Origin of the sequence: Burkholderia sp. HI2714 (genome assembly GCF_002223085.1) — a bacterium.
Lineage (GTDB): Bacteria > Pseudomonadota > Gammaproteobacteria > Burkholderiales > Burkholderiaceae > Burkholderia > Burkholderia lata_D.
On sequence record NZ_NKFM01000064.1, the window covers coordinates 1 to 22,457 of the forward strand.

The 22,457-nt window shown below is 65.5% G+C and carries 20 protein-coding genes and 1 pseudogene; 10 read left to right on the plus strand and 11 right to left on the minus strand.

The window, feature by feature from the left end:
- Positions 1-212: 212 nt before the first annotated feature.
- Positions 213-1,106, minus strand: coding sequence for an NAD(P)/FAD-dependent oxidoreductase (locus CFB82_RS35510; protein WP_089487055.1), 894 nt, complete (start codon positions 1,104-1,106; stop codon positions 213-215).
- A gap of 284 nt (positions 1,107-1,390) precedes the next feature.
- Between CFB82_RS35510 and CFB82_RS35515 the strand changes: the two genes are divergently transcribed.
- Positions 1,391-2,023: a TetR/AcrR family transcriptional regulator gene (locus tag CFB82_RS35515; RefSeq protein WP_089487056.1), complete on the plus strand. Its 633-nt coding sequence runs from the start codon at positions 1,391-1,393 to the stop codon at positions 2,021-2,023.
- A pseudogene (locus CFB82_RS42650) lies at positions 2,011-2,132 on the plus strand (IS5/IS1182 family transposase); the annotation flags it as partial. The gene CFB82_RS35515 and the pseudogene CFB82_RS42650, both read left to right, overlap by 13 nt.
- Positions 2,133-2,330: 198 nt before the next feature.
- On the opposite strand, the gene CFB82_RS35520 reads toward CFB82_RS42650, so the two are convergent.
- From CFB82_RS35520 to CFB82_RS35545, 6 genes are all read right to left on the minus strand, one after another.
- Positions 2,331-2,813, minus strand: coding sequence for a YybH family protein (locus CFB82_RS35520; RefSeq protein WP_089487057.1), 483 nt, complete (start codon positions 2,811-2,813; stop codon positions 2,331-2,333).
- Positions 2,814-2,938: 125 nt separating this feature from the next.
- On the minus strand, positions 2,939-3,793 hold the full coding sequence (locus CFB82_RS35525) for a DJ-1/PfpI family protein (protein WP_089487058.1): 855 nt from the start codon (positions 3,791-3,793) through the stop codon (positions 2,939-2,941).
- 153 nt (positions 3,794-3,946) lie between these two features.
- A complete protein-coding gene (locus CFB82_RS35530; protein WP_089487059.1) occupies positions 3,947-4,693 on the minus strand; it encodes a glucose 1-dehydrogenase in 747 nt (248 codons plus the stop codon).
- Positions 4,694-4,908: 215 nt separating this feature from the next.
- Positions 4,909-5,754, minus strand: a complete 846-nt coding sequence (locus CFB82_RS35535; protein ID WP_089487060.1) for an MBL fold metallo-hydrolase — start codon at positions 5,752-5,754, stop codon at positions 4,909-4,911.
- An 18-nt stretch (positions 5,755-5,772) separates the two neighbouring features.
- Complete coding sequence (locus CFB82_RS35540) at positions 5,773-6,099, minus strand: hypothetical protein (protein WP_089487061.1); 327 nt, start codon at positions 6,097-6,099, stop codon at positions 5,773-5,775.
- A 6-nt stretch (positions 6,100-6,105) separates the two neighbouring features.
- Positions 6,106-6,648: a sugar ABC transporter gene (locus tag CFB82_RS35545; protein ID WP_089487062.1), complete on the minus strand. Its 543-nt coding sequence runs from the start codon at positions 6,646-6,648 to the stop codon at positions 6,106-6,108.
- Between the two features lie 166 nt (positions 6,649-6,814).
- Here CFB82_RS35545 and CFB82_RS35550 point away from each other — a divergent pair, with 166 nt between their 5' ends.
- The 4 genes from CFB82_RS35550 (at position 6,815) to pntB (ending at position 12,340) form a co-directional block, all read left to right on the plus strand.
- Positions 6,815-7,720, plus strand: coding sequence for a LysR substrate-binding domain-containing protein (locus tag CFB82_RS35550; RefSeq protein WP_089487063.1), 906 nt, complete (start codon positions 6,815-6,817; stop codon positions 7,718-7,720).
- A 99-nt stretch (positions 7,721-7,819) separates the two neighbouring features.
- A complete protein-coding gene (locus CFB82_RS35555; protein ID WP_089487064.1) occupies positions 7,820-8,623 on the plus strand; it encodes a lipid II flippase Amj family protein in 804 nt (267 codons plus the stop codon).
- A gap of 698 nt (positions 8,624-9,321) precedes the next feature.
- Positions 9,322-10,914, plus strand: a complete 1,593-nt coding sequence (locus tag CFB82_RS35560) for a Re/Si-specific NAD(P)(+) transhydrogenase subunit alpha (protein ID WP_089487065.1) — start codon at positions 9,322-9,324, stop codon at positions 10,912-10,914.
- Between the two features lie 13 nt (positions 10,915-10,927).
- Positions 10,928-12,340 (plus strand): Re/Si-specific NAD(P)(+) transhydrogenase subunit beta, encoded by a 1,413-nt coding sequence (gene pntB / locus CFB82_RS35565; protein WP_089448746.1) that lies wholly within the window; start codon positions 10,928-10,930, stop codon positions 12,338-12,340.
- A gap of 244 nt (positions 12,341-12,584) precedes the next feature.
- Here the strand turns inward: pntB and CFB82_RS35570 are convergent, their stop codons facing one another.
- On the minus strand, positions 12,585-13,208 hold the full coding sequence (locus tag CFB82_RS35570) for an ABC transporter ATP-binding protein (protein ID WP_089487066.1): 624 nt from the start codon (positions 13,206-13,208) through the stop codon (positions 12,585-12,587).
- 206 nt (positions 13,209-13,414) lie between these two features.
- Here CFB82_RS35570 and CFB82_RS35575 point away from each other — a divergent pair, with 206 nt between their 5' ends.
- The 4 genes from CFB82_RS35575 to CFB82_RS35590 all read left to right on the plus strand — a co-directional run bounded on the left by CFB82_RS35575 (position 13,415) and on the right by CFB82_RS35590 (position 17,886).
- The gene (locus CFB82_RS35575; RefSeq protein ID WP_256990627.1) at positions 13,415-13,951 is read left to right on the plus strand and encodes a tetratricopeptide repeat protein; all 537 of its coding nucleotides are present in this window, start codon (positions 13,415-13,417) and stop codon (positions 13,949-13,951) included.
- A gap of 101 nt (positions 13,952-14,052) precedes the next feature.
- Positions 14,053-14,502, plus strand: a complete 450-nt coding sequence (locus tag CFB82_RS35580; protein WP_089487067.1) for a GNAT family N-acetyltransferase — start codon at positions 14,053-14,055, stop codon at positions 14,500-14,502.
- A gap of 112 nt (positions 14,503-14,614) precedes the next feature.
- Positions 14,615-16,036, plus strand: coding sequence for an HD domain-containing phosphohydrolase (locus CFB82_RS35585; RefSeq protein WP_089487068.1), 1,422 nt, complete (start codon positions 14,615-14,617; stop codon positions 16,034-16,036).
- An 80-nt stretch (positions 16,037-16,116) separates the two neighbouring features.
- On the plus strand, positions 16,117-17,886 hold the full coding sequence (locus CFB82_RS35590; protein WP_089487069.1) for a histidine kinase: 1,770 nt from the start codon (positions 16,117-16,119) through the stop codon (positions 17,884-17,886).
- A gap of 20 nt (positions 17,887-17,906) precedes the next feature.
- Here the strand turns inward: CFB82_RS35590 and CFB82_RS35595 are convergent, their stop codons facing one another.
- From CFB82_RS35595 to CFB82_RS35605, 3 genes are all read right to left on the minus strand, one after another.
- Positions 17,907-19,013: an extracellular catalytic domain type 1 short-chain-length polyhydroxyalkanoate depolymerase gene (locus CFB82_RS35595; protein ID WP_089487070.1), complete on the minus strand. Its 1,107-nt coding sequence runs from the start codon at positions 19,011-19,013 to the stop codon at positions 17,907-17,909.
- Positions 19,014-19,270: 257 nt separating this feature from the next.
- Entirely contained in the window at positions 19,271-20,974 is a 1,704-nt protein-coding gene (locus tag CFB82_RS35600; protein ID WP_089487071.1) for a cobaltochelatase CobT-related protein, read from the minus strand.
- Positions 20,975-20,978: 4 nt separating this feature from the next.
- Positions 20,979-22,181, minus strand: a complete 1,203-nt coding sequence (locus CFB82_RS35605; protein ID WP_089487072.1) for an AAA family ATPase — start codon at positions 22,179-22,181, stop codon at positions 20,979-20,981.
- Positions 22,182-22,457 lie beyond the last annotated feature (276 nt).

The following is a 22,457-nucleotide window of genomic DNA, read 5'->3' on the forward strand; positions in this document are numbered from 1 at the left end:
GGATCCTCCGGTTGCCGGGAAATGCGTGCATTTTCCACCTGGGCACATCGATGCCGTTGGCCCGTGAGGATCCACCCCTCTCTTGCTCTCACGTGCGTGGGTGGGACGCGTTCATTTCAATTCTCCTTGACTCGACGATCCGTCCTTCACCGCGCCGATCTACGCCAACCGTTCGAAGGCGACGATGCAACCGGAGAAGGGAATCGGTGCGCTCAAACCAGCATCGACTGCTGGGCGAAAATACCCGCCATCGCGCCCTGCGATGATGCCTGGGTGACCGAGGGCAAAAAGGGCGTGGCGAGGTCGCCGGCGGAGTAGATGCCGGGCATGCTGGTTTGGCGGCGCTCGTCGACCTTGAGGACGATGCCGGTGGGTGTATCGACCGTGGCGAGGCCCAGCGATTCATGCAGGCTTGCGGACGGCTTGGTGCGCGGATGGGCGAACAGGACGTCGACCGCGACATGGCGGCGGGTATCGAGGTTGACGGTGGCGATACGGCCGTTGTGATGGGCGATCTCGACGATCCGGCCTTCGACGACTGGTATGTTGCGGCGCGCCAGATCGGCCTGGATATCGGGCGCAATGTCATGACCATCGGCGAAGACAGTCAACTTGTCAGTCCAATCGCGGAACAGCCTGGCAGACTGGTGCGACTGCGGGCTGGACCAGACGAGGCCCCAATGCTGGTCAGCGACTTCAAAGCCGTCACAATAGGGGCAGGGTACGATGGATGTGCCCCAGCTTTCGGCAAAGCCCGGAACATTGGGTATCTGGTCGGCGACGCCATAGCTCAGGATCAAGCGGCGCGCCCTCAGGCTTTCGTGATCGTCAGTGACGACGCAGAAATCGTCGATGGCGCCCGTCACGCTCTCTGCCCGGGCATTGACGAGCCTGATGGTTGGATAGCGCGACAGCTGCTGCCGTGCCTCGTCCAGGATGTCCAGCGGCGGCTTGTGATCGTGGCCGAGCAGGCCATGCGAGTGACCGGCAAAGCGGTTGCGCGGCCGGCCGGTATCGAGAACCGTGACGTTGCGGCGGGCCCGGCCGAGCTGCAGGGCGGCGGCGAGGCCGGCAAAGCTGCCGCCGATGATGATGACGTCATTCATGGTGAGGGGCTCCGGGTTGTGGAGGGAGGCGAGCTGGGCGTGGTGGGCAATATCGCCCGGCGATACCAGCTTGAGACGGTCAGCGAGCAGTGCTTCGGCATTGGCATGAAAAATTGCCGATGGCTGTAATCACCGGCTGGACAATGCCGCATTCGATATCGCCGGACAGCCCAGGGAAACCTGGCTGGGACACCCGGTTGAACGCTACCCTTGGCTTGCAAATTTACGATACTGAATGGTATCGTAGTGTGAGAATTTGAATACTGTCAAGTACTGGAATTGTCGTGACCGAAAATAACCAGGGCCGGCGCGGCCGGCCCGCCAACGAGGCGCTTCGCCAAACGATCGTCGACGCCGCCTGCGAACTCTTTGTGGAATTGGGTTTCCAAGCGACGACCATGGACAAGGTCGCCCAGCGGGCGCGGATATCCAAGCTCAGCATCTATCGGCACTTTGAGAACAAGGAGGCGCTGTTCAGCGCGGCCATGGCGGCCCACTGTCAACAGTTCGCACCACAGGCCCTTTTTGAAGGCGTCGACGGTTCGGCCGAAGATCAGCTCCTGGCGGTGGGATCATCCCTGCTTCGCACGCTGTTGAGTCCCGATGTCCGCAGTGTCGAAGCCATGGTTTTGGCCGACAAGACGAATCAAAAGTCGTTGAGCAAGCTCCATTACGAAGCCGGGCCCGCCCATGTCATCGCCCAAATCGAGGCCGTGTTGCGTCAGTTGCACGCGAAAGCGATTTTGAACGTACCCGATGCGCTCAGGTCCGCCCGCTTGTTTGCCGCGCTTTTCAAAGGATCCGATCTCCTGCTTATCGCACGCTTCGATGAGGCGAGAGCGATGGACGACAACGAAATCGAATCCTATTCCCGGTCGGCCGTCGCCATGTTCATCGCCGCGCACGGTGGCATCTGAAGGTGCGCCATCGTGGCCGATGAAGAACACGCAGCAATGGCCTACGCTGTTCGCCCTGCGCAACCGATGGATGATGCGTGAACGACTGATGGGCGAGGCCATTGCATGAGCGCAAAAGCCGCTCGCGCGGGCAGGCAATCGGCGCCTTCTTTATGCCGAACGCCGCGCTGCATTCGAGCGAGGTGCCGCACTGCTTGCACCGCATCGGCTCCATGCTGATGGCTCAGTGCGGCACAGCGAATTCCGTACACCCTCCCTGACGGACTAGCGGCGCTCCGGGCAGGTCGCCAAGCATTTCGCCAGACGCTCAATGGCCATCCGGCGTCAGCGGGCCGCAATCGTTCCACATGTCGCGATGCAACTTCCACGCGCCGCCCTCTTTCAGAAAGACGAGCGTCTGCTTGCCGCGGAATTTGAGCTTGCCATCGTGGTCGTGGACCTCCACATCCGACACCTCCGTCACGACCCGGTCGTTACCGTAGAACTCGGCATTGCTGAACGATACGGTGGCGGGCTTTGATCCGGCATACCCCTTGTTGAAGTATCCGACGATCGCGCTGCTTCCCGTGACCTTGTTGCCTCCGGGCGGCAAGAGCGTGCCGTCGCGGGTGTAGAGGCGGCCGATCGCCTCGTAATCCCCTCGCGCAAAGGCATCCGCCCATCGCGCATTCTCGGCCTTGATGGCCGCTTCGGGCGGGCGTTGCGAACCACCGGCGGTCGCCGGTGCGGCGAACGCGAAAAAGGTGGCGCAGGCTGCAAGAGCGGCAGTGACAATACGAGTCGGTTGCATCGAGTGATTTCCGATCATGGTCTGAATTGAGAGGACTACGAAAATTGAAGGATGAAGCAGGCAATGTCGATTGTGGTGTTCCTCGCAGTCTGTCGATGAACGGGCTCACATTGCCTGCACGCGTTTCAACGAACGCCTGGGACGCGTGCGAGCCCCCTGGATGCACCGGGCAGTTTCTTGTCGACCATCGCGATGACTTCCGGCCGCGCATCGCTCGGATGGCCGGAGTGGAACGGCGGCGCGGGATCATATTCGATCACGAGCTGCGTGAATTCGGCGGCCTGTTGACCGCGCAGCTTCGCCGCCACGCGAAGGGCGAAGTCGATGCCCGCCGTCACGCCGCCGCCGCTCATGAACCGGCCGTTGTCGTCTTCGACAAAGCGGTCGGGCACGGGAATGGCGCCATATTCGGCCAGCTTGTTGACGAAGGCCCAGTGGCAGGCGCTTCGCTTGCCGTTGAGAATGCCCGTTGCGGCCAGCACGAGCGATCCGTTGCAGACGGACGTCACGTGCCTGGCGCCTTCTGCCAGGCGCCGGATCTGCGCTTGATACGCGGGACGCATCGGCGCCGACAGGTCGGACCCGCCGGGGACCAGCAGCACGTCTGTCTTGTCGATATCGGCCAGCCGCTCGGTCTTGCCGTACACGACGCCGAATTCGAGTGTCACGTTGCCGCCATCGAGGCTCGCGTAGCGAACGTTCGTATTCGGTAGCCGATGGAAGACCTCGCTGGGGCCGGCGAAGTCGAGCAACGTGCCGCCGTCGTAATTGACGATCAGGATATTGAGCGGGTCATTCGGGGCAAGTGCGCCGTCGCCGCCGGTCTGGGCAAGCGCAGGCGCGGCGTGTCCAAGCAGGGCGCCGCCACCGAGGACGGCGCCGAGCGTCGCGATGCTGCCGAACTTGAGCACGTCGCGGCGCGAACGACCGGCTCGGGTGAGTGGCGATCCGGAAGTATTGTTTTCGCTACTGTCGGTCAAGATTATTTCTCCTTGCACGTCGGCCCCGCTGCGAGCGCTACCAGGCTGGGCCGGATGAAATAGCCGCCGCGACTCACAGCGTCGCGGACGTGAGGTCGGATAGGCGGATGAGCCGCGATGACACGCAGGGCGCCGGAATCGGGCGCCGCAGGCTCAAAGCTGCGAGGCGCCGCCGTCGACGACCAGTTCGGTGCCGATGACGTACGAGGATTCGTCGCTGGCGAGATAGAGTGCGGCGTTGGCGATGTCCTCGGCGTTGCCCATGCGGCCCACCGGAATGGTGCTGGCGAACTCGGCCTTGCGGTCGCGGACCCATTCGTCCGGCATGCCCCACTTGGTCAGCAGCGGCGTGTCGATCGCGCCGGGCGCGATCGCGTTGAAGCGGATTTTGCGGTCGAGAAACTCGTACGACCAACTGCGGGCGAGCGATCGCACGGCGGCCTTCGCGGCTGCCGTCAACGAGATGCCATGCTTGCCGGTCTGCGCGACGAACGAGGTGTTGAGAATGACCGACGAGCCCTCTCGCAATTGCGGCAGCACCGCTTGAAGCGTGAACACCACGCCTTTGACGTTGATGTCCATGATCTCGTCGTAGAGCGCGTCGTCGATATCGTTGACGGCGGACGGGAACGCCCAGCCGGCGTTCGCGAACACGACATCCAGGCCGCCGAACTTCTCGTCGATCTCGGCGGCAATCGCCCGCATGTCCTCGATCGAACGGACGTCGCCCTTGAGAACGAGCGCATGCTCGCCGAGTTCGGCCTTCACACGCTCGAACACCGCCTCGTCGCGACCCGTCACCGCGACGCGGGCGCCTTCCGCAATGAACCGCTTCGCGGTGGCAAGACCGATGCCACTGGTACCACCGGTGATTAACGCCGACTTGTCTTTAAGCCTCATCTTCTGCTCCTTTCTACGTCGTGATGGATCGGGCCGAAAGCTCAAGACGCGATGGCGTTTGTGCCTTTCCCTGCTCGATCTTCACGTGCAGTATGGAACGCGAAGCAAATGGCGCAAAGGTCATATAACCCTCAAAAAACGCCACTTGGATCAAACGGATGACTCATGCATTTCGGCGTCAGGTGGCGGCATCACACGTCCGTACACGTGTGGCTTCAGCCTTCGTGCTCGTAAAGCAACCCATACCCGCCGTTCGTGCGCTCGATGCGTGCGAACCCGAGTTCCCCCAGATGCATGCCGGCGATCAGAAGCCCGTCCGCGCTGACCTGGTCGAGAAGGCGTGACCGTGTAGCAACTGCCAGCGACGCATCGTGGTCGAACGCAATCGATACGTCCGGCCGCTGAATCTGGATATGCGGAAAATGCACCACGTCCCCCCACACAAGCAGGCCTTGATCGCGGGATTCAAGAACATATCCGGTGTGTCCATCGGTGTGTCCCGGCAGCGGCAACGCGCCGATACCGGGGAGCACTTGTCCGTTTTTGAACATGCGAAGCCGGTCGTCATAGGCGTCGAACACCTGACGTGCCTTCGCAAAGTTGCCACGAGCACGCTCACTGGCGCGACTGAGATTTCTGTCGTCCTGCCAGAACTTGATCTCTCGCTGATGCACGACCAGCTCCGCATGTGGAAACGCGGCCTGGCCCGCATCGTTCACCAGCCCACCGACGTGATCGGGATGCGCATGGGTAAGCAGGATGGTGTCGATCGCAGCGGGTTCGATACCGGCAAGCATCAGGTTCGTTTGGAGTTGGCCACCCCATTGCTTGAACCCGCCAGCCCCGCCATCGATGAGAACGGTGCGGCCTGCTCCGCGTACGACGTAGCAATTGATATGAACGGCCGCCGGCTCTTTCTGTCCGGCATCACGCTGCATTTTTGATGCGTCATCCGAATCGATATTCGACAGGAAGTCGAGGCTGGCAGTGAGATATCCATCGCTGATGGCGGTGATCGTGAAATCCCCGACTTGCTGAACAGGAAAGGTAAGGGTGGACATTGTGTGGCTCCGAATCGGCTAGTGGCGAGCGTGAATGGTCGACGCGGTGTAACCAAAGCACCGAATGCGCGCGGTGAGGCCAGTGCGGCGAACGATCGCCTGATCCAGCGCTTCCATGAACCGGTTCATGACCTCCGGCGTGCGAGGCGTCCCGACGCGATACCGGATGTCGGCGAAGACGGGATGTCCATGCCCGTGCCGTACCGCCAGGAAAATGACGTGGACGTTCTTGAGTTCAGCCTCCAGTACCTGCGTGCAGAGTTCAACGCAATCGCGCGACAACTCGGCGAGATCCTCATCAGCCGGCATCCGCTTCGCATCGATCGAGAAAGTGACGTTCGGCATTGCGGTCTACTCCTGTGCAATCGAAAGGGCGCGTGTGCTCGTCAACTGCTCCGTCATCGGCGCGTAAAGGTGGATGCCTTCCGGGAGCGCCTCGACAAGCCGCGCGCTATTCCGTGGCACGACGGCGAGCCAACGGCGCGCCGGAAACTTCTCGAGCGCAACGGCCTGCATGGCCAGCGGTTGGAGGCCCAATCGAATCAGCGAATCAGGGCCGCCGGCGCTCAGTGCGAGATGTTCACCGTCCTTTACGGCCGGCGCGAAGCCGATATCGCTGTAGAGATTCCGGTGCCAGTCGGTGATGTGTCGTTGCCACTTCGCGAAATTGCCGCCGCCTTTCCGGCGATATTCGTCGCCGGTCAGGACATCGAGGCCGTCGATCGTGTGGATCGCCAGATAGACCGGGCAACCGCCGGTGATCGCCTTGAACCGTTGCGACGTGTGAAACCCCGTTACCGAGATCAGGGCGGGCAGCTTTTCAAGGCTGTAGAAGTCGTTCCATTCGGCTTCGCTGTCGAGGTCGGCGAAGCTGCATTCCACGGTATAGATCATGGGATCGTCCTTTGGGCAGGATGCACATCCATCTGGGAGCGTGTGATGTTCAGTGCGTTAACGTAATGCTAAGCTCGCCATTCCGAGCCATAAAACGAAATAAAGTCAGCCTTCAGTGACATTTGATCAAGCTGATGGTGAACACACTCCGACCAACGAGACGTCCATGCCCCGCAAGATCCCGAGCAATTCCGCGCTCCAGGCGTTTGAAGCCGCGGCCCGACACGGCAGCTTTGCCCGAGCCGCCGAGGAGCTGGCCCGGACCGAGGGCGCCGTCAGCCGTCAGATCGGCCGGCTGGAGGCGTTCCTGGGCGTCACCCTGTTCGAGCGGATCGGCAATCGGGTACGGCTGGCGCCGAACGGTGCGCGCTATGCGGTGCAGGTTCGCGAGATTCTGGATCGGCTCGAACGGGACAGCCTGTACCTGATGGGGCAGCCGATCGAAGGCGCGAGCCTCGATATCGCCGCCATTCCAACCTTCGCCACCCGCTGGCTGATCCCGCGGCTGAAACATTTTCAGGACCGGCATCCGAACATCACCGTGCATATCGCCGAGCGGATGGAGCCGTTCCTGCTGGCCGGAAGCGGTTTCGACGCGGCGATTCATTTCGAGCATCCGGCATGGGCGGGGATGCATCTGCATCCGCTGCTGGAGGAAGTGCTGGTGCCCGTCTGCAGTCCGGCGCTGCTCGCCGGCGCCGGGGCGAACCCGTCGCTGGATGCACTGCCGCGTCTTCATCGGCGACAGAATCCCGACGCGTGGCAGGCCTATGCGCAGGAGGCCGGCATCGTGCTGACCAATTCGGCGGTGGGCGCGCGCTACGACCTTCATTCGATGCTGATCGAAGCGGCGCTGGCCGGCCTGGGTGTCGCGCTGGTGCCGCGCCTTTACATCGACGCGGAGCTCGAGCAGGGCCGGCTGGTTGCGCCTTGGCCGGAGGGCAAGACGATCACGAAAAACTTCTGCCTCGTGCTGCCCGAACCGATCGAACTGGCCGCGGGGCCGCTGCAGGCCTTCGCGACATGGATGTTGAATGAAGCCCGCGGATTGCCGCCCCACGGCAGCGCCTGACGCTCGTCGCCCGACCGTTACGCCTGCGTAGGCAGCCTCGCCAGGCTGATGCGCCGCGCTCGGGTACACTCGTGATCCCGTCACGCACGCGGCACCAGCATGGACAGTCAGCTTTGGATCATCTGCGGGCTTACCTTCGTCATCCATGTGATCGCGACGCTGGCTTATGCCGTGCGGATCGCCGGCGTGCGCACTCGTCGCATCGCGTTGTCGTTTTCGTTGTTCGGGATCATCGCGCTCGTGTCCCGAACGGCCAATTCGTTTCAAGGGCCGTTCATCGCGAAACGCGTTGAAATGGACATCGCGCACCGGATGGGGAGCGGGTTGCTGGCCGACTTCCGATGGTTCCTGCTGTCCGCCACCGTGGCGACCATCGTCGGGACGTTCCTGATCCCGACGTTCCAGCGTTATTTCAGTCGCGCCGTCGAACACTTCCAGGCGAATCGCTCGATTCCCCGCCTGCTGCTGGATGCGTGCAGCCGTGCGGGTATCAACTATCTTCGCGTCGGCGCACGACTGCCTTCCAGCCAGAACGTTACGCAACTGACCGCGAACGCCGGTGTGTCATGGGGCGTCATTGCGCTGAACGTCGCCGCGATGGCGATCTGGACGGTCGGCGTGTTCGCGTCGCTGTATGCGGGCTACCTGAAGCCTGACCTGAGAGTGACGTGCGCGAACCTGTCGTCCGTCATCAACGGTTTCGCGACCGTCGTGCTGGCGGTCGTCATCGACCCGCAGGTTTCCGTCATGACCGACGACGTCATCGAAGGGCGGATCTCGGAGAACAGCTTTCGGCGGGCCATCACGACGCTCGCGGGCGCGCGCGTGCTCGGCACGTTGTGTGCGCAAGCAGTGCTCGTTCCGGCCGCGCTCGTCATCGTGCGTGTCGCCGAGCTGATCTAGCGCGGCAACGAGACAACCGGATAACCGGCAACCTCTCCCGTCCCTACTCGCTGCGCATCGACACATCGACCTGCACGCCCGAGGAAGGCGCGCGCCGCATACGTGCCCACGTCGACGCGCTGCGTGAATGATCGTCACCGGATGGGGCCCGGCAGTCAGTCGGCGTTCTCCATTAAACTCGCCGGCACTGAAGCGCGTCGGCCACACGGATTATGTCGTTAGCGCGCGACAAATGGCATTGTGCCGACAAGCAAGGCGATTTCCGATGAAACCGATTCCGCCGTTGTTGTGCCGATAGCCATTTAGTCAGGTTTCAAACGGATTTACGTGCTGGCGGGCCGTGCAGGGCGGTGCTGGCCGGTGAGCGGGAGGGTGCTAGGCCCGTTGTGTCCAGACAGGGGATTCATGGATTGAATGCGCGTCGATTCAAAATATAAATTTTGGAAAGACTCTGGCACAAGATATGCTTGACGGGTTTTATCCGATCGGCACATACGCCCGATATTCGTCAGCATAATCAGGCAAGCGCATGAACCGGTTTGCCCTGACAAGACAATCGATTAGAGGCTCGATCGTTTGTGAAATCTGCGCGGTAGTGCCAAGCTGCGCGCGGAGCAAAGTCGTACACGGATTGAGTTGGGTGACGTGAAAACGCAGGCCGTAATTCCTCGCGACGGCCACTACTGACAGTTCAGGATATGACATTACTGATTGGGGTCCCTCTGGAGACGGCCCACGAGGAGCGGCGCGTAGCGACCGTTCCCGACGTGGTCGAAAAGCTGATCAAGCTCGGGTTCTCGGTGGCCGTGCAAAGCGGTGCCGGCACCGGCGCGAACTTCAGCGATGACGACTACCGCACGGCCGGCGCCGAAGTCGTGCCGACGGCCGCCGATCTATGGGGCCGCAGCGATATCCTCCTCAAGGTGCGCCCGCCGAGCAGCGACGAAGTCGCGCTGATGCGCGAGGGCGGCACGCTGATCGGCTTCGTCTGGCCGGCCCAGAACCCTGAACTGATGCAGCAGCTGGCCGCGAAGCGGGCCACGGTGCTGGCGATCGATTCGCTGCCGCGCACGCTGTCGCGCGCGCAGAAGATGGATGCCCTCACGTCGATGGCCGGAGTGAGCGGCTACCGCGCCGTCATCGAGGCGGCCCATGCGTTCGGCCGCTACTTCAACGGGCAGATCACGGCCGCGGGCAAGGTGCCGCCGGCCAAGGTGTTCGTCGCCGGCGCGGGCGTCGCCGGCCTCGCGGCGATCGGCACGGCCGCGGGCCTCGGCGCGATCGTGCGCGCCAACGACACGCGCGCGGAAGTGGCCGACCAGGTCAAGTCGCTGGGCGGTGAGTTCGTCAAGGTCGACTACGAGGAAGAAGGCTCGGGCGGCGGCGGCTACGCGAAGGTGATGAGCGAAGGCTTCCAGCAGGCGCAGCGCGCGATGTACGCGCAGCAGGCCAAGGAGGCGGACATCATCATCACCACCGCGCTGATTCCCGGCAAGCCGGCGCCGAAGCTGATCACGGCCGAGATGGTGCAGTCGATGAAGCCGGGCAGCGTGATCGTCGACATGGCCGGCGAGCAAGGCGGCAACTGCGAGCTGACGGTGCCGGGCGAAGCCGTGGTGCGTCATGGCGTGACCATCGTCGGCTACACGGATCTCGCGTCGCGCCTGGCGCGACAGTCGTCGACACTGTATGCGACCAACCTGCTGCGCGTGGTCGAGGAGCTGTGCAAGGGCAAGGACGGCACGATCAACGTCGACTTCAATGACGACGCGATCCGCGGCCTCACGGTCGTCAAGGAAGGCAACGTCACGTGGCCGCCGCCGCCGATCCAGCAGCCGGCCGCCGCACCGAAGCCCGCCACGCCGCCGGTCGCGGCAACCGCGTCCAAGGGGCACGGTCACGGCAGCGGCGCGCCGATGTCGGCGAAGTCGCTCGCCATCACGTTCGCCGTCGGCGCACTGGCGTTCCTGCTGGTCGGCCAGTTCGCGCCGGCCACGTTCCTGGCGCACTTCACGGTGTTCGTGCTGGCCTGCTTCGTCGGCTACATGGTGATCTGGAACGTCACGCCGTCGCTGCATACGCCGCTGATGAGCGTCACCAATGCGATCTCGTCGATCATCGCGATCGGCGCGCTGGTGCAGGTCGCGCCGCCGTTGGGCGACGCGGCGGCGGGGGGGCGTCCGTCCGGGCTGATCCTGGGCCTGGCGGTGGGCGCGCTGACGCTCACGGCCGTCAACATGTTCGGCGGCTTCGCGGTGACGCGACGCATGCTGGCGATGTTCCGCAAGTAAGGAGACGACAACAATGACTTCCAATCTGACTACCGTCTCCTATATCGGCGCGGCCATCCTCTTCATCCTCAGCCTCGGCGGGCTGGCCAATCCCGAGACCGCACGGCGCGGCAACCTGCTCGGCATGATCGGCATGCTGATCGCCGTGCTCGCCACGGTACTCGGCCCGCGTGTCTCGGTTGAGGGCGTTCCGTACATCGTGGCGGCGCTGGTCGTCGGCGGCGCGGTCGGCCTCTATGCCGCGAAGAAGGTGCAGATGACCCAGATGCCCGAGCTGGTTGCGCTGATGCACAGCCTGGTCGGCCTGGCAGCGTGCCTGGTGGGCTTCGCGAGCTACATCGATACGTCGGTGCAGTTCACGGGCGCCGAGCACGCGATCCACGAAGTGGAAATTTATGTCGGCATCCTGATCGGTGCGGTGACCTTCGCGGGCTCGGTGATCGCATTCGGCAAGCTCTCCGGCAAGATCGGCGGCAAGCCGCTGCTGCTGCCGGCCCGGCACTGGCTCAACCTGGCCGCGCTGGTGGTGGTGATCGTGTTCGGTCGTGCGTTCCTGCATGCGGAGACGGTCCAGGACGGCATGACGCCGCTCATCGTGATGACGGTGGTGTCGCTGCTGTTCGGCGTGCACATGGTGATGGCGATCGGCGGCGCGGACATGCCCGTCGTGGTGTCGATGCTCAACAGCTACTCGGGCTGGGCGGCGGCGGCCACCGGCTTCATGCTCGGCAACGACCTGCTGATCGTGATCGGCGCGCTGGTGGGCTCGTCGGGTGCGATCCTGTCGTACATCATGTGCCGCGCGATGAACCGCAACTTCATCAGCGTGATTGCCGGCGGCTTCGGCACCGGCAGCGGTGCGCCCGCGGCGGCAGGCGGCAGTGCGCAGCCAGCCGGCGAAGTGGTGGCGGTGAGCGCGCTGGAGACGGCCGAGCTGCTGCGCGATGCGAAGAGCGTGATCATCGTGCCCGGGTACGGGATGGCCGTGGCGCAAGCCCAGCACACCGTGCATGAACTCACGAAAGCGCTGCGCGAGAAGGGCGTGGACGTGCGTTTCGCGATCCATCCGGTGGCCGGCCGCATGCCGGGGCACATGAACGTGCTGCTCGCCGAGGCGAAGGTGCCTTACGACATCGTGATGGAGATGGACGAGATCAACGCCGACTTCCCCGAAGCCGACGTGTCGATGGTGATCGGCGCGAACGACATCGTGAACCCGGCGGCGCAGGAAGATCCGGGCAGCCCCATCGCCGGCATGCCGGTGCTCGAGGTGTGGAAGGCGAAGACCTCGATCGTGATGAAGCGCAGCATGGCGTCCGGCTATGCGGGTGTCGACAATCCGCTGTTCTACAAGGACAACAACCGGATGCTGTTCGGCGACGCGAAGAAGATGCTGGACGAGGTGTTCGGGGCGTTGAAGGCCTGACGGGACGCATGGCCGGGCGTGTGCGTGGGTCGAACGATGACCGGCTGGGGTGTCGGACAGTCGGTTATCGGGGCCCGGCGCGCCGGACATGCGTATCGTGAAGGTCACGGAAGTGCGAGGCGGGTGGGGCTGTTTCGCATTTCCTTGCGGCAAAAGACGGCGATCGAGCGTCGATGCATAGTTCTCCCTCCAACCAACAGCCACACCCGATCCTTCCCCGCGACCGCGTCGGCGACGATGCCGCCTATCCAGCGAATCCAAGCTCGGCAAAAGTGATGACCCTTGCGTCGCAGGCGCGCGCCAGCGCCGGATCGTACGTCGAAAAAAAGACGGCATGGTCCGCAGCCAACGTCTTGAAAAGATCGATCAGCACCGCACGCGACGCGGCATCGAGCCCGCTGTCCGGATCGTCGGCGATCACGACGGCGGGCGCACCGAGCGTCGTCGCCGTCAGGAACAGTTTCTTGCGCGTGCCGAACGACATCTGCTCGAAGCGCTTCTCCAGATGCGGGCCGAGCCCGAATCGATCGGCCAGCTCGAGCGTGCGCGCGTCGACGACGGTCTTCCTGCCGGCCGCCACGAGATCGAGAAACTCGCGGCCGGTCTGAAGGGGATACGCCAGGCAATCGTCGGGTACGTACGCCAGCGCGGATTTCGCATCGTGCGGCGCGGTGCGCAGCGAATGGCCGCCGATCCACACCTCGCCTTCGTCCGCGTCGAGGGTGCCGGCGAGAATGGCGAGCAACGTCGATTTGCCACTGCCGGTTTCGTCGCACAGTGCCATGCATCCGGCGCCGGATGCGTAGTTGAGTCCCTTGAAGATGACGCGCTTGTCGTAGCGCTTGCCGAGATTGTGGAAGCGGAGCATGGATCGGTAATCAAACGAAAATTCGCCAGGTGAGCGCGACCCACATCATGGTCAGCGGCAGGCCCGGCAACACGGATGGTCGGGACGCGTAGCGTTGCGGCAGATAGTGTAATGCGACAAGCGATGCGCCCGGGCAGACGACGGTGCGCTGAAAGTCGAGGCACGCGCGTCATACAGCTCGAGTATGCTGGATGAATGCCGTCCGGATGACCGACCAGCACGGCAAAACTGCAAACAATCACCGCGATCGTATCGCAACCACCGGCCGCACCGGGCCGATTTCAACGCCGGAACAGGGATTCGACATGGCAGAACTGGACCACACGCTGTACGAACGGATCGGCGCGCTGAGCGACGCGGGCGATGCATTGATGGAAGACGGCGACTACGAAGGCGCGCTCGAGAAATTCTGGGCGGGATTCGATCTGCTTCCCGAACCCAAGACCAATTGGGAAGCCGGCACCTGGTTGATGGCCGCCATCGGCGACGCGAATTTCCTGAAAGAGGACTACGCGGCCGGACGCGACAATCTCGCCCAGTCGATGCATTTTCCCAACGCGATCGGCAACCCGTTCCTGCACCTGAGGCTCGGTCAGTGCCAGTTCGAGCTGGGCGATCTCGACCGCGCGGCCGACGAGCTGATGCGTGCGTACATGGGGGGCGGGCCGGAGCTGTTCGAGGACGAGGACGGCAAGTACCTGCGATTCCTGGCGACGCGGGCGGAAGGCATCGAGACGCCCTGACGCGCGTGGTTCGTGCCGCCGGCCGTCGCCGTCGCGAGTGAGTATCGACCGACGCCTGTGCCGGGACGCCGGGCGTTTCTCCGCATGAGCGCAACCAGCCAATGAACCTGACCTTTCCCCTTGCCACCCGATCCGACGCCGAGACGCTGGTCGCCATCCGCATCGCGGCGATGCGCGACAGCCTCGAGCGCATCGGCCGCTTCGATCCCCAGCGTGCGCGCGACCGGTTTCTCGCGTCGTTCGACCCGGCGCTATGCCGGTTGATCGAAGTCGACGGCGAGAACGCGGGCTTTTTCGTGGTCCGGCCGCAGGAAGATCACTGGTTGCTCGACCATCTGTACATCGTGCCCGAGCATCAGGGAAAGGGGATCGGCGCGGCGGTGCTGCGCAGCATCTTTGCCGACGCCGATTCGCAGCGCGTGCCCGTTCGCGTCGGCGCGCTGCGCGGCAGCGATTCGAACCGCTTCTATGCCCGGCACGGCTTCGTGCAGGCCGACGAAGCGGAGTGGGACATCTACTACGTGCGCGCACCGGGTTCGGCGACGGTGTAGATCGTATTCGCGGTGGGGTCGGGGCGAGCGCGTCAGCGTTTTCACGGATACGGAACGCGCGGCGCATGCCGATGATGCAGAGAGAATACAAATACATGATCCGAGGCCAATCATGACGACATCTGCAACAAACGGACCGAATGCGGTATCACCTGAAACGACCGGGGCGGCAGCGACATCCGACGATGTGGGTGGCGTGCCGTCGATCCTGCTGGTCGACGACGAGCCGAGCGTGCTGTCGGCGCTCAGGCGCGTGTTCCGGCCCGCCGGCTACGAGATCCTGACCGCGGAAAGCGGCGAGGCGGCCCTCGAGGTACTGGCGTCGACCGAAGTCGACCTGATCGTGTCCGACATGCGGATGCCGGGCATGAGCGGCGCGGAGTTCCTGGCCCGTGCGCGCGCGCTCTACCCGGACACGATGCGCATCCTGCTGACCGGCTATGCGGAAATCGCGTCGATCGTGCAGGCCGTCAACGACGGCGGCGTCTATCGCTACCTGAACAAGCCGTGGGACGATCACGACCTGCTGCTGACCCTCGAACAGGCGCTGGAGCAACGGCGTTTGCGACGTGAAGCGGCCCGGCTCGCCGCGCTGACGGAAGCGCAGAACGAAGCGCTGCGCCGGTTCAACACGGAACTCGAAACGCAGGTTCGCGCACGCACGGAGGAACTCGGCCAGACCGTGATGTTCCTCGAAGCCGCGCAACGCGACCTGAAAAGCAGCTTCACCGCGATGGTCCAGGTCTGCGCGAGCATGATCGAGATGCGTTGCGGGTCGGCCAGCGGTCACGCGATGCGGGTCGGCGAGATTGCGCGGCGGCTGGCGCTGGCCTCCGGGATGAGCGAGCTGCATGCGCAGGACGTCTATTTCGCGGGGCTGCTGCACGGCATCGGCAAGTTGTCGCTGCCGGACGAATTGCTGCGCAAGCCGCTCGCGAAGATGACGACGGAAGAGCACGGCCTGTTCCTGCAGCATCCGCTGCGCGCGCAGATGGTGCTGACACCGGTCGCGCAACTGCACAAGGTCGCGTCGATCGTGCTGCACCAGTACGAGCGCTTCAACGGACGCGGCACGCCGGACAGCCTGGCGGGCGACGCGATCCCGCTCGGCTCGCGAATCCTGGCGATCGCGCGCGATTTCGAAGGGCTGCGCCAGGGCGACATCGGTGCGCCGCATTCGGTCGAGCAGGCGCTCGACGCGTTGCGCTCGCAGGCCGGCGTGCGTTACGACCCGCGGATCGTCGACGGCCTGACCGAACTGATGCGGGACCCGGCGAGCCTCGGCATCGCGGCATCCGTCGCGGAGATCAAGTCCACGCAGCTGCGCGAAGGGATGCAGCTCGCCGACGATCTGCGCACGCATCGCGGCGTGCTGCTGATGACCAAGGGCAGCGTGATGTCGGCGCACCAGATCGAGCTCGTGCGCCGCTTCGAGACGCGGGAGGGGACGTCGTTCGACATCCTCGTGCTGGCCGGCCAGGCCGCGGCGAAGCCGGCGCAGAGCGGGCCGAATGCGGGCGCGGCGCCGGCCTGAGCCCGGCCGCGCGGCCTGATGGCCGCGGTGTACGACTGCGCACCGCGGCAACGCACTCACCTCGATCCGGGCGCTCGATCATGTACGGCACCTACAATCTCCCGCTCGTCCTGCTGTCGCTCGCGATCGCGACGCTGGCGGCCTATACGACACTCGACCTCGCCGCCTTCATTTCGCTGCTCGACAACCCGAAGCTCAAGCGTGCGTGGCTGGGCGGCGGCGCGGCGGCCATGGGCACCGGCATCTGGTCGATGCATTTCGTCGGCATGCTCGCGTTTTCGCTGCCGATTCCGCTCGGCTACGCATGGCCGGATACGGGCGCGTCGCTGGCGATTGCCGTGCTCGTGTCCTACTTCGCGCTGACTGTCGTCACGCGCGCACGGCTGGGCTGGCGGCGGCTGCTCGTGGGCGGCACACTGATGGGCGCCGGGATCGCCGGCATGCACTACGCGGGGATGGCCGCGATGCGCATGGAACCCGGCATCCGCTACGATGCCGCGCTGTTCGCCGCGTCGATCGGCATCGCGGTGATCGCGTCGACGGCCGCGCTCTGGATCGCGCAGGCGTTGCGCGTGCAGCAGGCGCGCCATGCGACCGCCCAGCGGGTCGGTGCGGCCTTCGTGATGGGCATCGCCATCACCGGCATGCACTACACGGCGATGGCGGCCGCGCATTTCGCGCCGGACGCGCGATGCGGGGCCGCGAACGGCGTCGACACGCCGTGGCTCGCGACGACCGTCGCGCTGTTTACGACGGGGACCCTGGTCGTCACGCTGTTGCTGAGCCGCTTCGATGCGCGCACAACCTTCCTGCGCGGGATGACCGATACGCTCGAGCGGCGCGTGCGGATGCGCACCGTCGAACTGGAACGCGCGCTGCACCGCTACGAGCAGACGACGGCGATGCTGCAGCGTACGCGCGAGAACATGGCGACCGAGATCGACGAACGCAAGGCCGCGCAGACGCGGCTCGAACAGGAGAAGGAGGAGCAGCGGCGCCTGCTGCATGCGCTCGAGGAAACCCACGTGCAACTGCTGCAGTCGGAAAAGCTCGCGTCGATCGGTCAGCTCGCGGCCGGTGTCGCGCACGAGATCAACAATCCGATCGGCTTCGTCAGCGCGAACCTCAACACGCTGAAGACGTGGGTGCACAGCCTGCTCGACGTGATCGCGGCGCATGAAGCCGCGCTGCCGCAGCTCGACCCGGCCGCGCGCGACGCGCTGGCGGCGAAGGGCCGCGCGGCGGACCTGGACTACGTGCGCGGCGAGATCGAGACGCTGATCGACGAATCGATCGACGGCGCGCTGCGCGTGCGGCGCATCGTGCAGGACCTGCGCGATTTCTCGCGTCCGGCCAGCGACGAGTGGAGCGTGGTCGATCTCCGCGCGGGCCTGGAAAGCACACTCAACGTCGTTCACAACGAACTCAAGTACAAGGCCGACATCGTGCGCGATTACGGTGACGTGCCGCAGGTCGAATGCCTGCCGTCGCAGTTGAACCAGGTCTTCATGAACCTGCTGGTGAACGCGGCGCACGCGATTCCCGAGCGCGGCGTGATCACGATCCGCACGTCGAGCGACGGCGAGCAGGTGTCGATCGCGATCAGCGACACGGGGACGGGCATGACGCCCGACGTCGTCCGGCGGATCTTCGATCCGTTCTTCACGACGAAGCCGGTCGGGCAGGGCACGGGGCTGGGCTTGTCGGTATCGCACGGTATCGTCAAGCGTCATCGCGGCACCATCGACGTGACGAGCGAGCCCGGGCGCGGCACGACGTTCTGCGTCCGGATACCGATCCGGCGGGCGGGCGATCGCGCGAACACGGCGGAACTGGAGCAACGGGCGTGATCGCGTGACGGCGTCGCACGTCATCGCAGCCGCTTGCGGCGTTGGCGACGAAAGAAACGCCAGAGCATCGCGGTGGCGTCCGGCCCCGTGGCGGAATGAAACGGCTCGCGCGGGTCGCCGCCGCTCCATGCATGCGGCAGCCGGCGGACGATGCAGACCCGGACGACGAGACGCCCGCCCTTGAGATAGTCGACGTAGTCGGCATCGTCGCGCGCATAGGTGCGTTGCTCGCCAACCCGTATCGCGCCGTGTTCGTCGACGAGCCGGTTGAGCCGCGCGAACGCGATGCCGAGCTGCGTCGCGTTCCGGTCGGTCACGACCGTATCGAGTGCGCCGTGCATGACGAGGGCCGGCATCCCGGGGTAGGACGCGACGTCGGCGCACGCATCGACCGCGCGTATCGGGTCGTCGCGCAGGCCTCGACGCATCAGGTTCATCGCCGCCAACGTCGACGACGGTGGGGCGATGGCCGGGCCGGAGTGCAGGCCGACCGCCGCGAAGCGGTCGGGATACCGGATGGCCAGTGCCGCGGCGAGCCCTGCTCCGGCGGACATGCCGGCCAGGTAGATCCGGTCGCGGTCGAAGCCGTGCTGTCGCACGATTGCGTCGACCAGCGACGTGACGGCCGCGGCTTCCGACTCCGTCGCGTCGCCATGCCAGTGCCAGCAGCGGTGCGCATGCGCGGTCTTCGCCTGTTCGGGAAACAGCACGGCGAACCCCGACCGCTCGGCGAGACGGCACATGCGCGTGCCCGCGGCAAACGACTCGGCGCCCTGCTTGCAGCCGTGCAGCATGACGACGGCCGGCATGCCGGCCGTCGTCGCCGGCGCGGCGGGGAGATACAGCGCGTAGGCAAGGTGGTTCACGTAGCGGCCGGCGCTCGGGCCGGCGGAATGAAACGAGCGGAGCCACGTGCCGGGCACCTTGTCCGCCGGGGCGCGGGCGGGATGCGCGGTGCCCGTCGTGCGTCGGGCGGTACGCACGGTGACGGCCGGCCGGGCGACCGGCTTGACCGTCCGCTTGGCGGCCGGTCGCGGCTTGCTCGTGCGCTTCGTCGGGCGCGTGCCGGCGGCGACGGAGAGCAGTTCGAGGTGCCGCAACCAGAGGCTGGTTTTTTTCCTGGGCATGTGCAGTTTCGTGCCGGCGGCCGACCGTGGCAGGAAGACACGGCCGACTCCGCCGTCGCGTTGACAATCGAAAGGGGGCGCGGAGCAAGGATCGTGCTGCCGGCCGCGTGCACATCGAAACCGGTCGACCGGTCGAATGCAACGGAACGCGGGATGCTGCGTCACCGTGGCGATTCGAGTCGGCCATCGGCGAGGCTAACCGTTCGATGTGACGCGCCGGCGAATCGAAGTGTGCTTCGACCCTGTCGCGCGCGAGGCTAGCGCCGATCCAGCAGTGTATCGCTCAATACGCTGAACGCCGCGCCCGGCAACTCGTGCAGATGCTCGACCACGCTGCTGACCGGATAGAAGGTTTCGACCGCATCGTCGAGTATCCCGACACCGATCAGTTCGACGCGCCGCTCGCGCAGCGCATCGACGCGTGCCCGCAGGTCGGTGCGCAGGATCGCCGGGTTGCCGTCGCCGGTGGCCGGATAGCCGTCCGACAGCACCATCAGGATTCGTCGCCGCGCCCGCTTCGCCAGCAGCCGCTCGGCGGCCCAGCTCAACGCCTCGCCGTCGGGATTCTCGTGGCCGCATTCGATGCACGCGAGGCCGCTCGGATTGTCGGAATCGAACCGCTTGTAGACGCGCAGGTCGAGCCGTTCGACGAACCGGTTATAGCCGAACGTGTCGCGGCCGGCGTCGATCCAGCGCTGGTAGTGCGCGCGCATCGCGGCATCCTCGACGGAGCTGTAGCCGAGCACTTCGCACGCGAAGCCGAGCTGCGTCAGCGCATCGCACAGCGCTGCCGCGCACAGCCTGGCGAGTTCGATCTTCCTGCCGGCCATCGATCCGCTGCAATCGATCAGCAGGCCGACGGCCGCGTCGCGCCCGGGTGCGGCGCGCCGGACGCGGAATGGCGTGCGATAGCCGGGCGACGTGACGAGGCGGGCGAGCGACATCCGGTCGAGCTCGCCGCGTTCCTGTTCGCGTTTCCAGCGCGTCTGCTCGTCCACTTTCAATGCACGTTCGAGTCGCAGCTTGAGCGGCTCGGTCTGCTCGCGGGCCGCGCTTCGCAGGCGGTGCCAGCGCGCCGGTTCGCCCTTGCCGGTGAAGTCCGTCACCGTGTCGAACGCGGTCGTCAGCGGGACCGACAGCAGCGGCCGGTTGTCCGCGGACAGGCGGATCGTGCCGGACGCCGCATCGCCCGGCGTCGGCGCGTCGGCGGACGATGCCGTGTCGGCGATCGACCCGGCGCCCGATTCGGCGGAAACGGGCGCACGCGCGTCGTCCGGCGCGCCCTGTCCGTCCGGCTCGAATTCGGCGGCGATACGGTCGCTGTCGATCGTGCTGCCCGGATCGGCCGTAAACATCATGTTGTTCGCACCGGCCGACGCCAGCGCGCGCACGCGTTCGACGATCCGGTGCGCGGCGCGGATGCTGTCGGCGGTCGATGTGGCTGCACGCGCTGCGTCGATGAGATCGCCCGATGCGGTCATCGTCGCGTCGAGCGACGGCACGCGCTCGATGGAAGGCGGCGGTTCGTCCCACAGCGCCCGTTCGATGCGCCACACCAGTCTGTCGCGCCATGCCATTCGCGGCCACCGGCGGAGTGTGTCGGCGGCCGTCGCTGCGCGCATCCGCCGCAGGAACGTCATCGCGCCGGGATAGATCGCCGCGAGGCGGCCGGCCGCGCGCCGGTCGTCGATCGCCTGCGCGATGGCCCGCACCGCGGGCGACGCCAGTGCGGCAATGTCATCGATCGCACCGAAGCAGGTGCGCGCCGCGTGGAGGTCGACGAGGCCGGTGATCGCATCGTCGTCGACGTCGCCGGCAAGCAGCGTGTCGGGCAGCACCAGCAGGTCGTGCTGCGCGACCGGCGCTTGGCGTGCAAACCGCACCTTGATGCCGTGCCGTTGCGTGAGCGTGCGGGCCAGCCGGGTCAGGTGGAGCGACCGCGCGTCGTCGTTCCGGTCCATCGCGTCAGGCCTCGACGTCGATGTAGTGGCGAATGATGCTGCGGATCAGGTCGGCGTCTTCCGCGCCGACCTTCGCATAGATCGTCGGGCCGGCGGCTGATTCGGGATCGCCGGTGCGCAGCATCAGCTCGGCCCAGTCGATCAGGCGCCGCGTCGAGAACGCGCTGGCCAGATCCTCGCGGACGAACGCGGCGCGGCAGTCGGCCGCGATCGCCGCGAGCGTGTCGGCCATCGCCGCGGTCATGGCCGCGCCGAACGTGCGCTGCAGCACGCGCGCCTCGTCGGGTGGCGGCAGGTAGTCGAGGCGGTAGACGCGCCAGCGGTCGAGAAACGCCTCGTTCATCACGTTGGCGCCCTGGTACAGATGGCGGAACTGCCCCATCGCACCCACCGCATTGGCCGTCGCGAACAGCCGGAACGACGGATGCGGGACGACGATCTCGTTGCCTTTCTCCTTCAGCAACAAGCGGCCGGCCGGTTCGAGCACGGCGGTCAGCACCGCGAGGATCGCCGGTTCCGCGAAGTCGATCTCGTCGACGATGAGCCACAGCCCTTCACGCATCGCGGTCGGCAGCACGCCGTCGACCCAGATCGTCTCGCCGCCCTTGACGGTCCAGAACCCGACGAAGTCGCCGACCGTCGTCTGCCCGTTCATGTTCGAGCGCAGCACGCCATGGCCGGCCAGCGCGGCGGCCTGCTCGATGAGGCTCGTCTTGCCCGTGCCGGTGTGGCCGATCAGCAGGATGCGCCGGTTCTCGACGATGTCTTCCAGCACGTTCGTCACGCGCGCGGTGAACAGGTAGGCCGGGTTCAACGGCGGCACGAGCGGCCCGCCCGGGCCGCGCGGCATCGGCACGCCGCCCACCTGCGCGACGTGCGCCGCGTCGCCGGCTGCCGCCGGTCGCGACGCGTTCGCGCTTCGCAGCGCCTGCATGAATGCGCCGCGATGAGCGGGCGCCGCGCGATCGCCGGCTTCACGCCGGACGAAACCTTCCTGGATCCACTTGTGCAGTTTCGCATCGAGGTTGTCCGCATCGACGACCGTATCGACCGAGGTGCTGCCGTCAGGCCGGTGATGCTGGATGCGGTACATGTGCGCGCGTTCTGAGCGGCTGACGATCCATTGCCCGGCGGACGGGGCCGCCAGTTGGCGATAGACGCCGAGTACCGACGGGGCGGAGGGGGAGGAATCGGCGGGTGCGTTCATGGTGGCGAGCGAGAGTGGGCGGCTGGCGCTTCATGCCTGCAATGCATCGCGTCGATTGTAGATTTTTTTGTCGTGAAGGAGGGCATTCGCGCGGGAATCGATTCGCTGCGATCCGGAGCGGAGCAGGCGGCGCGTCGGCGTGCCGGATCGGGGGGTGCCCCTATGTCTTTCGTCAAGCGTTAGGGGCTGACTTGGGTTGGTAAATGGTGCCGTCGCGCAGCATGGCGAACAGGACGTCGCAGCGTCGCCGTGCCAGCGCGATGAGTGCCTGGTTGT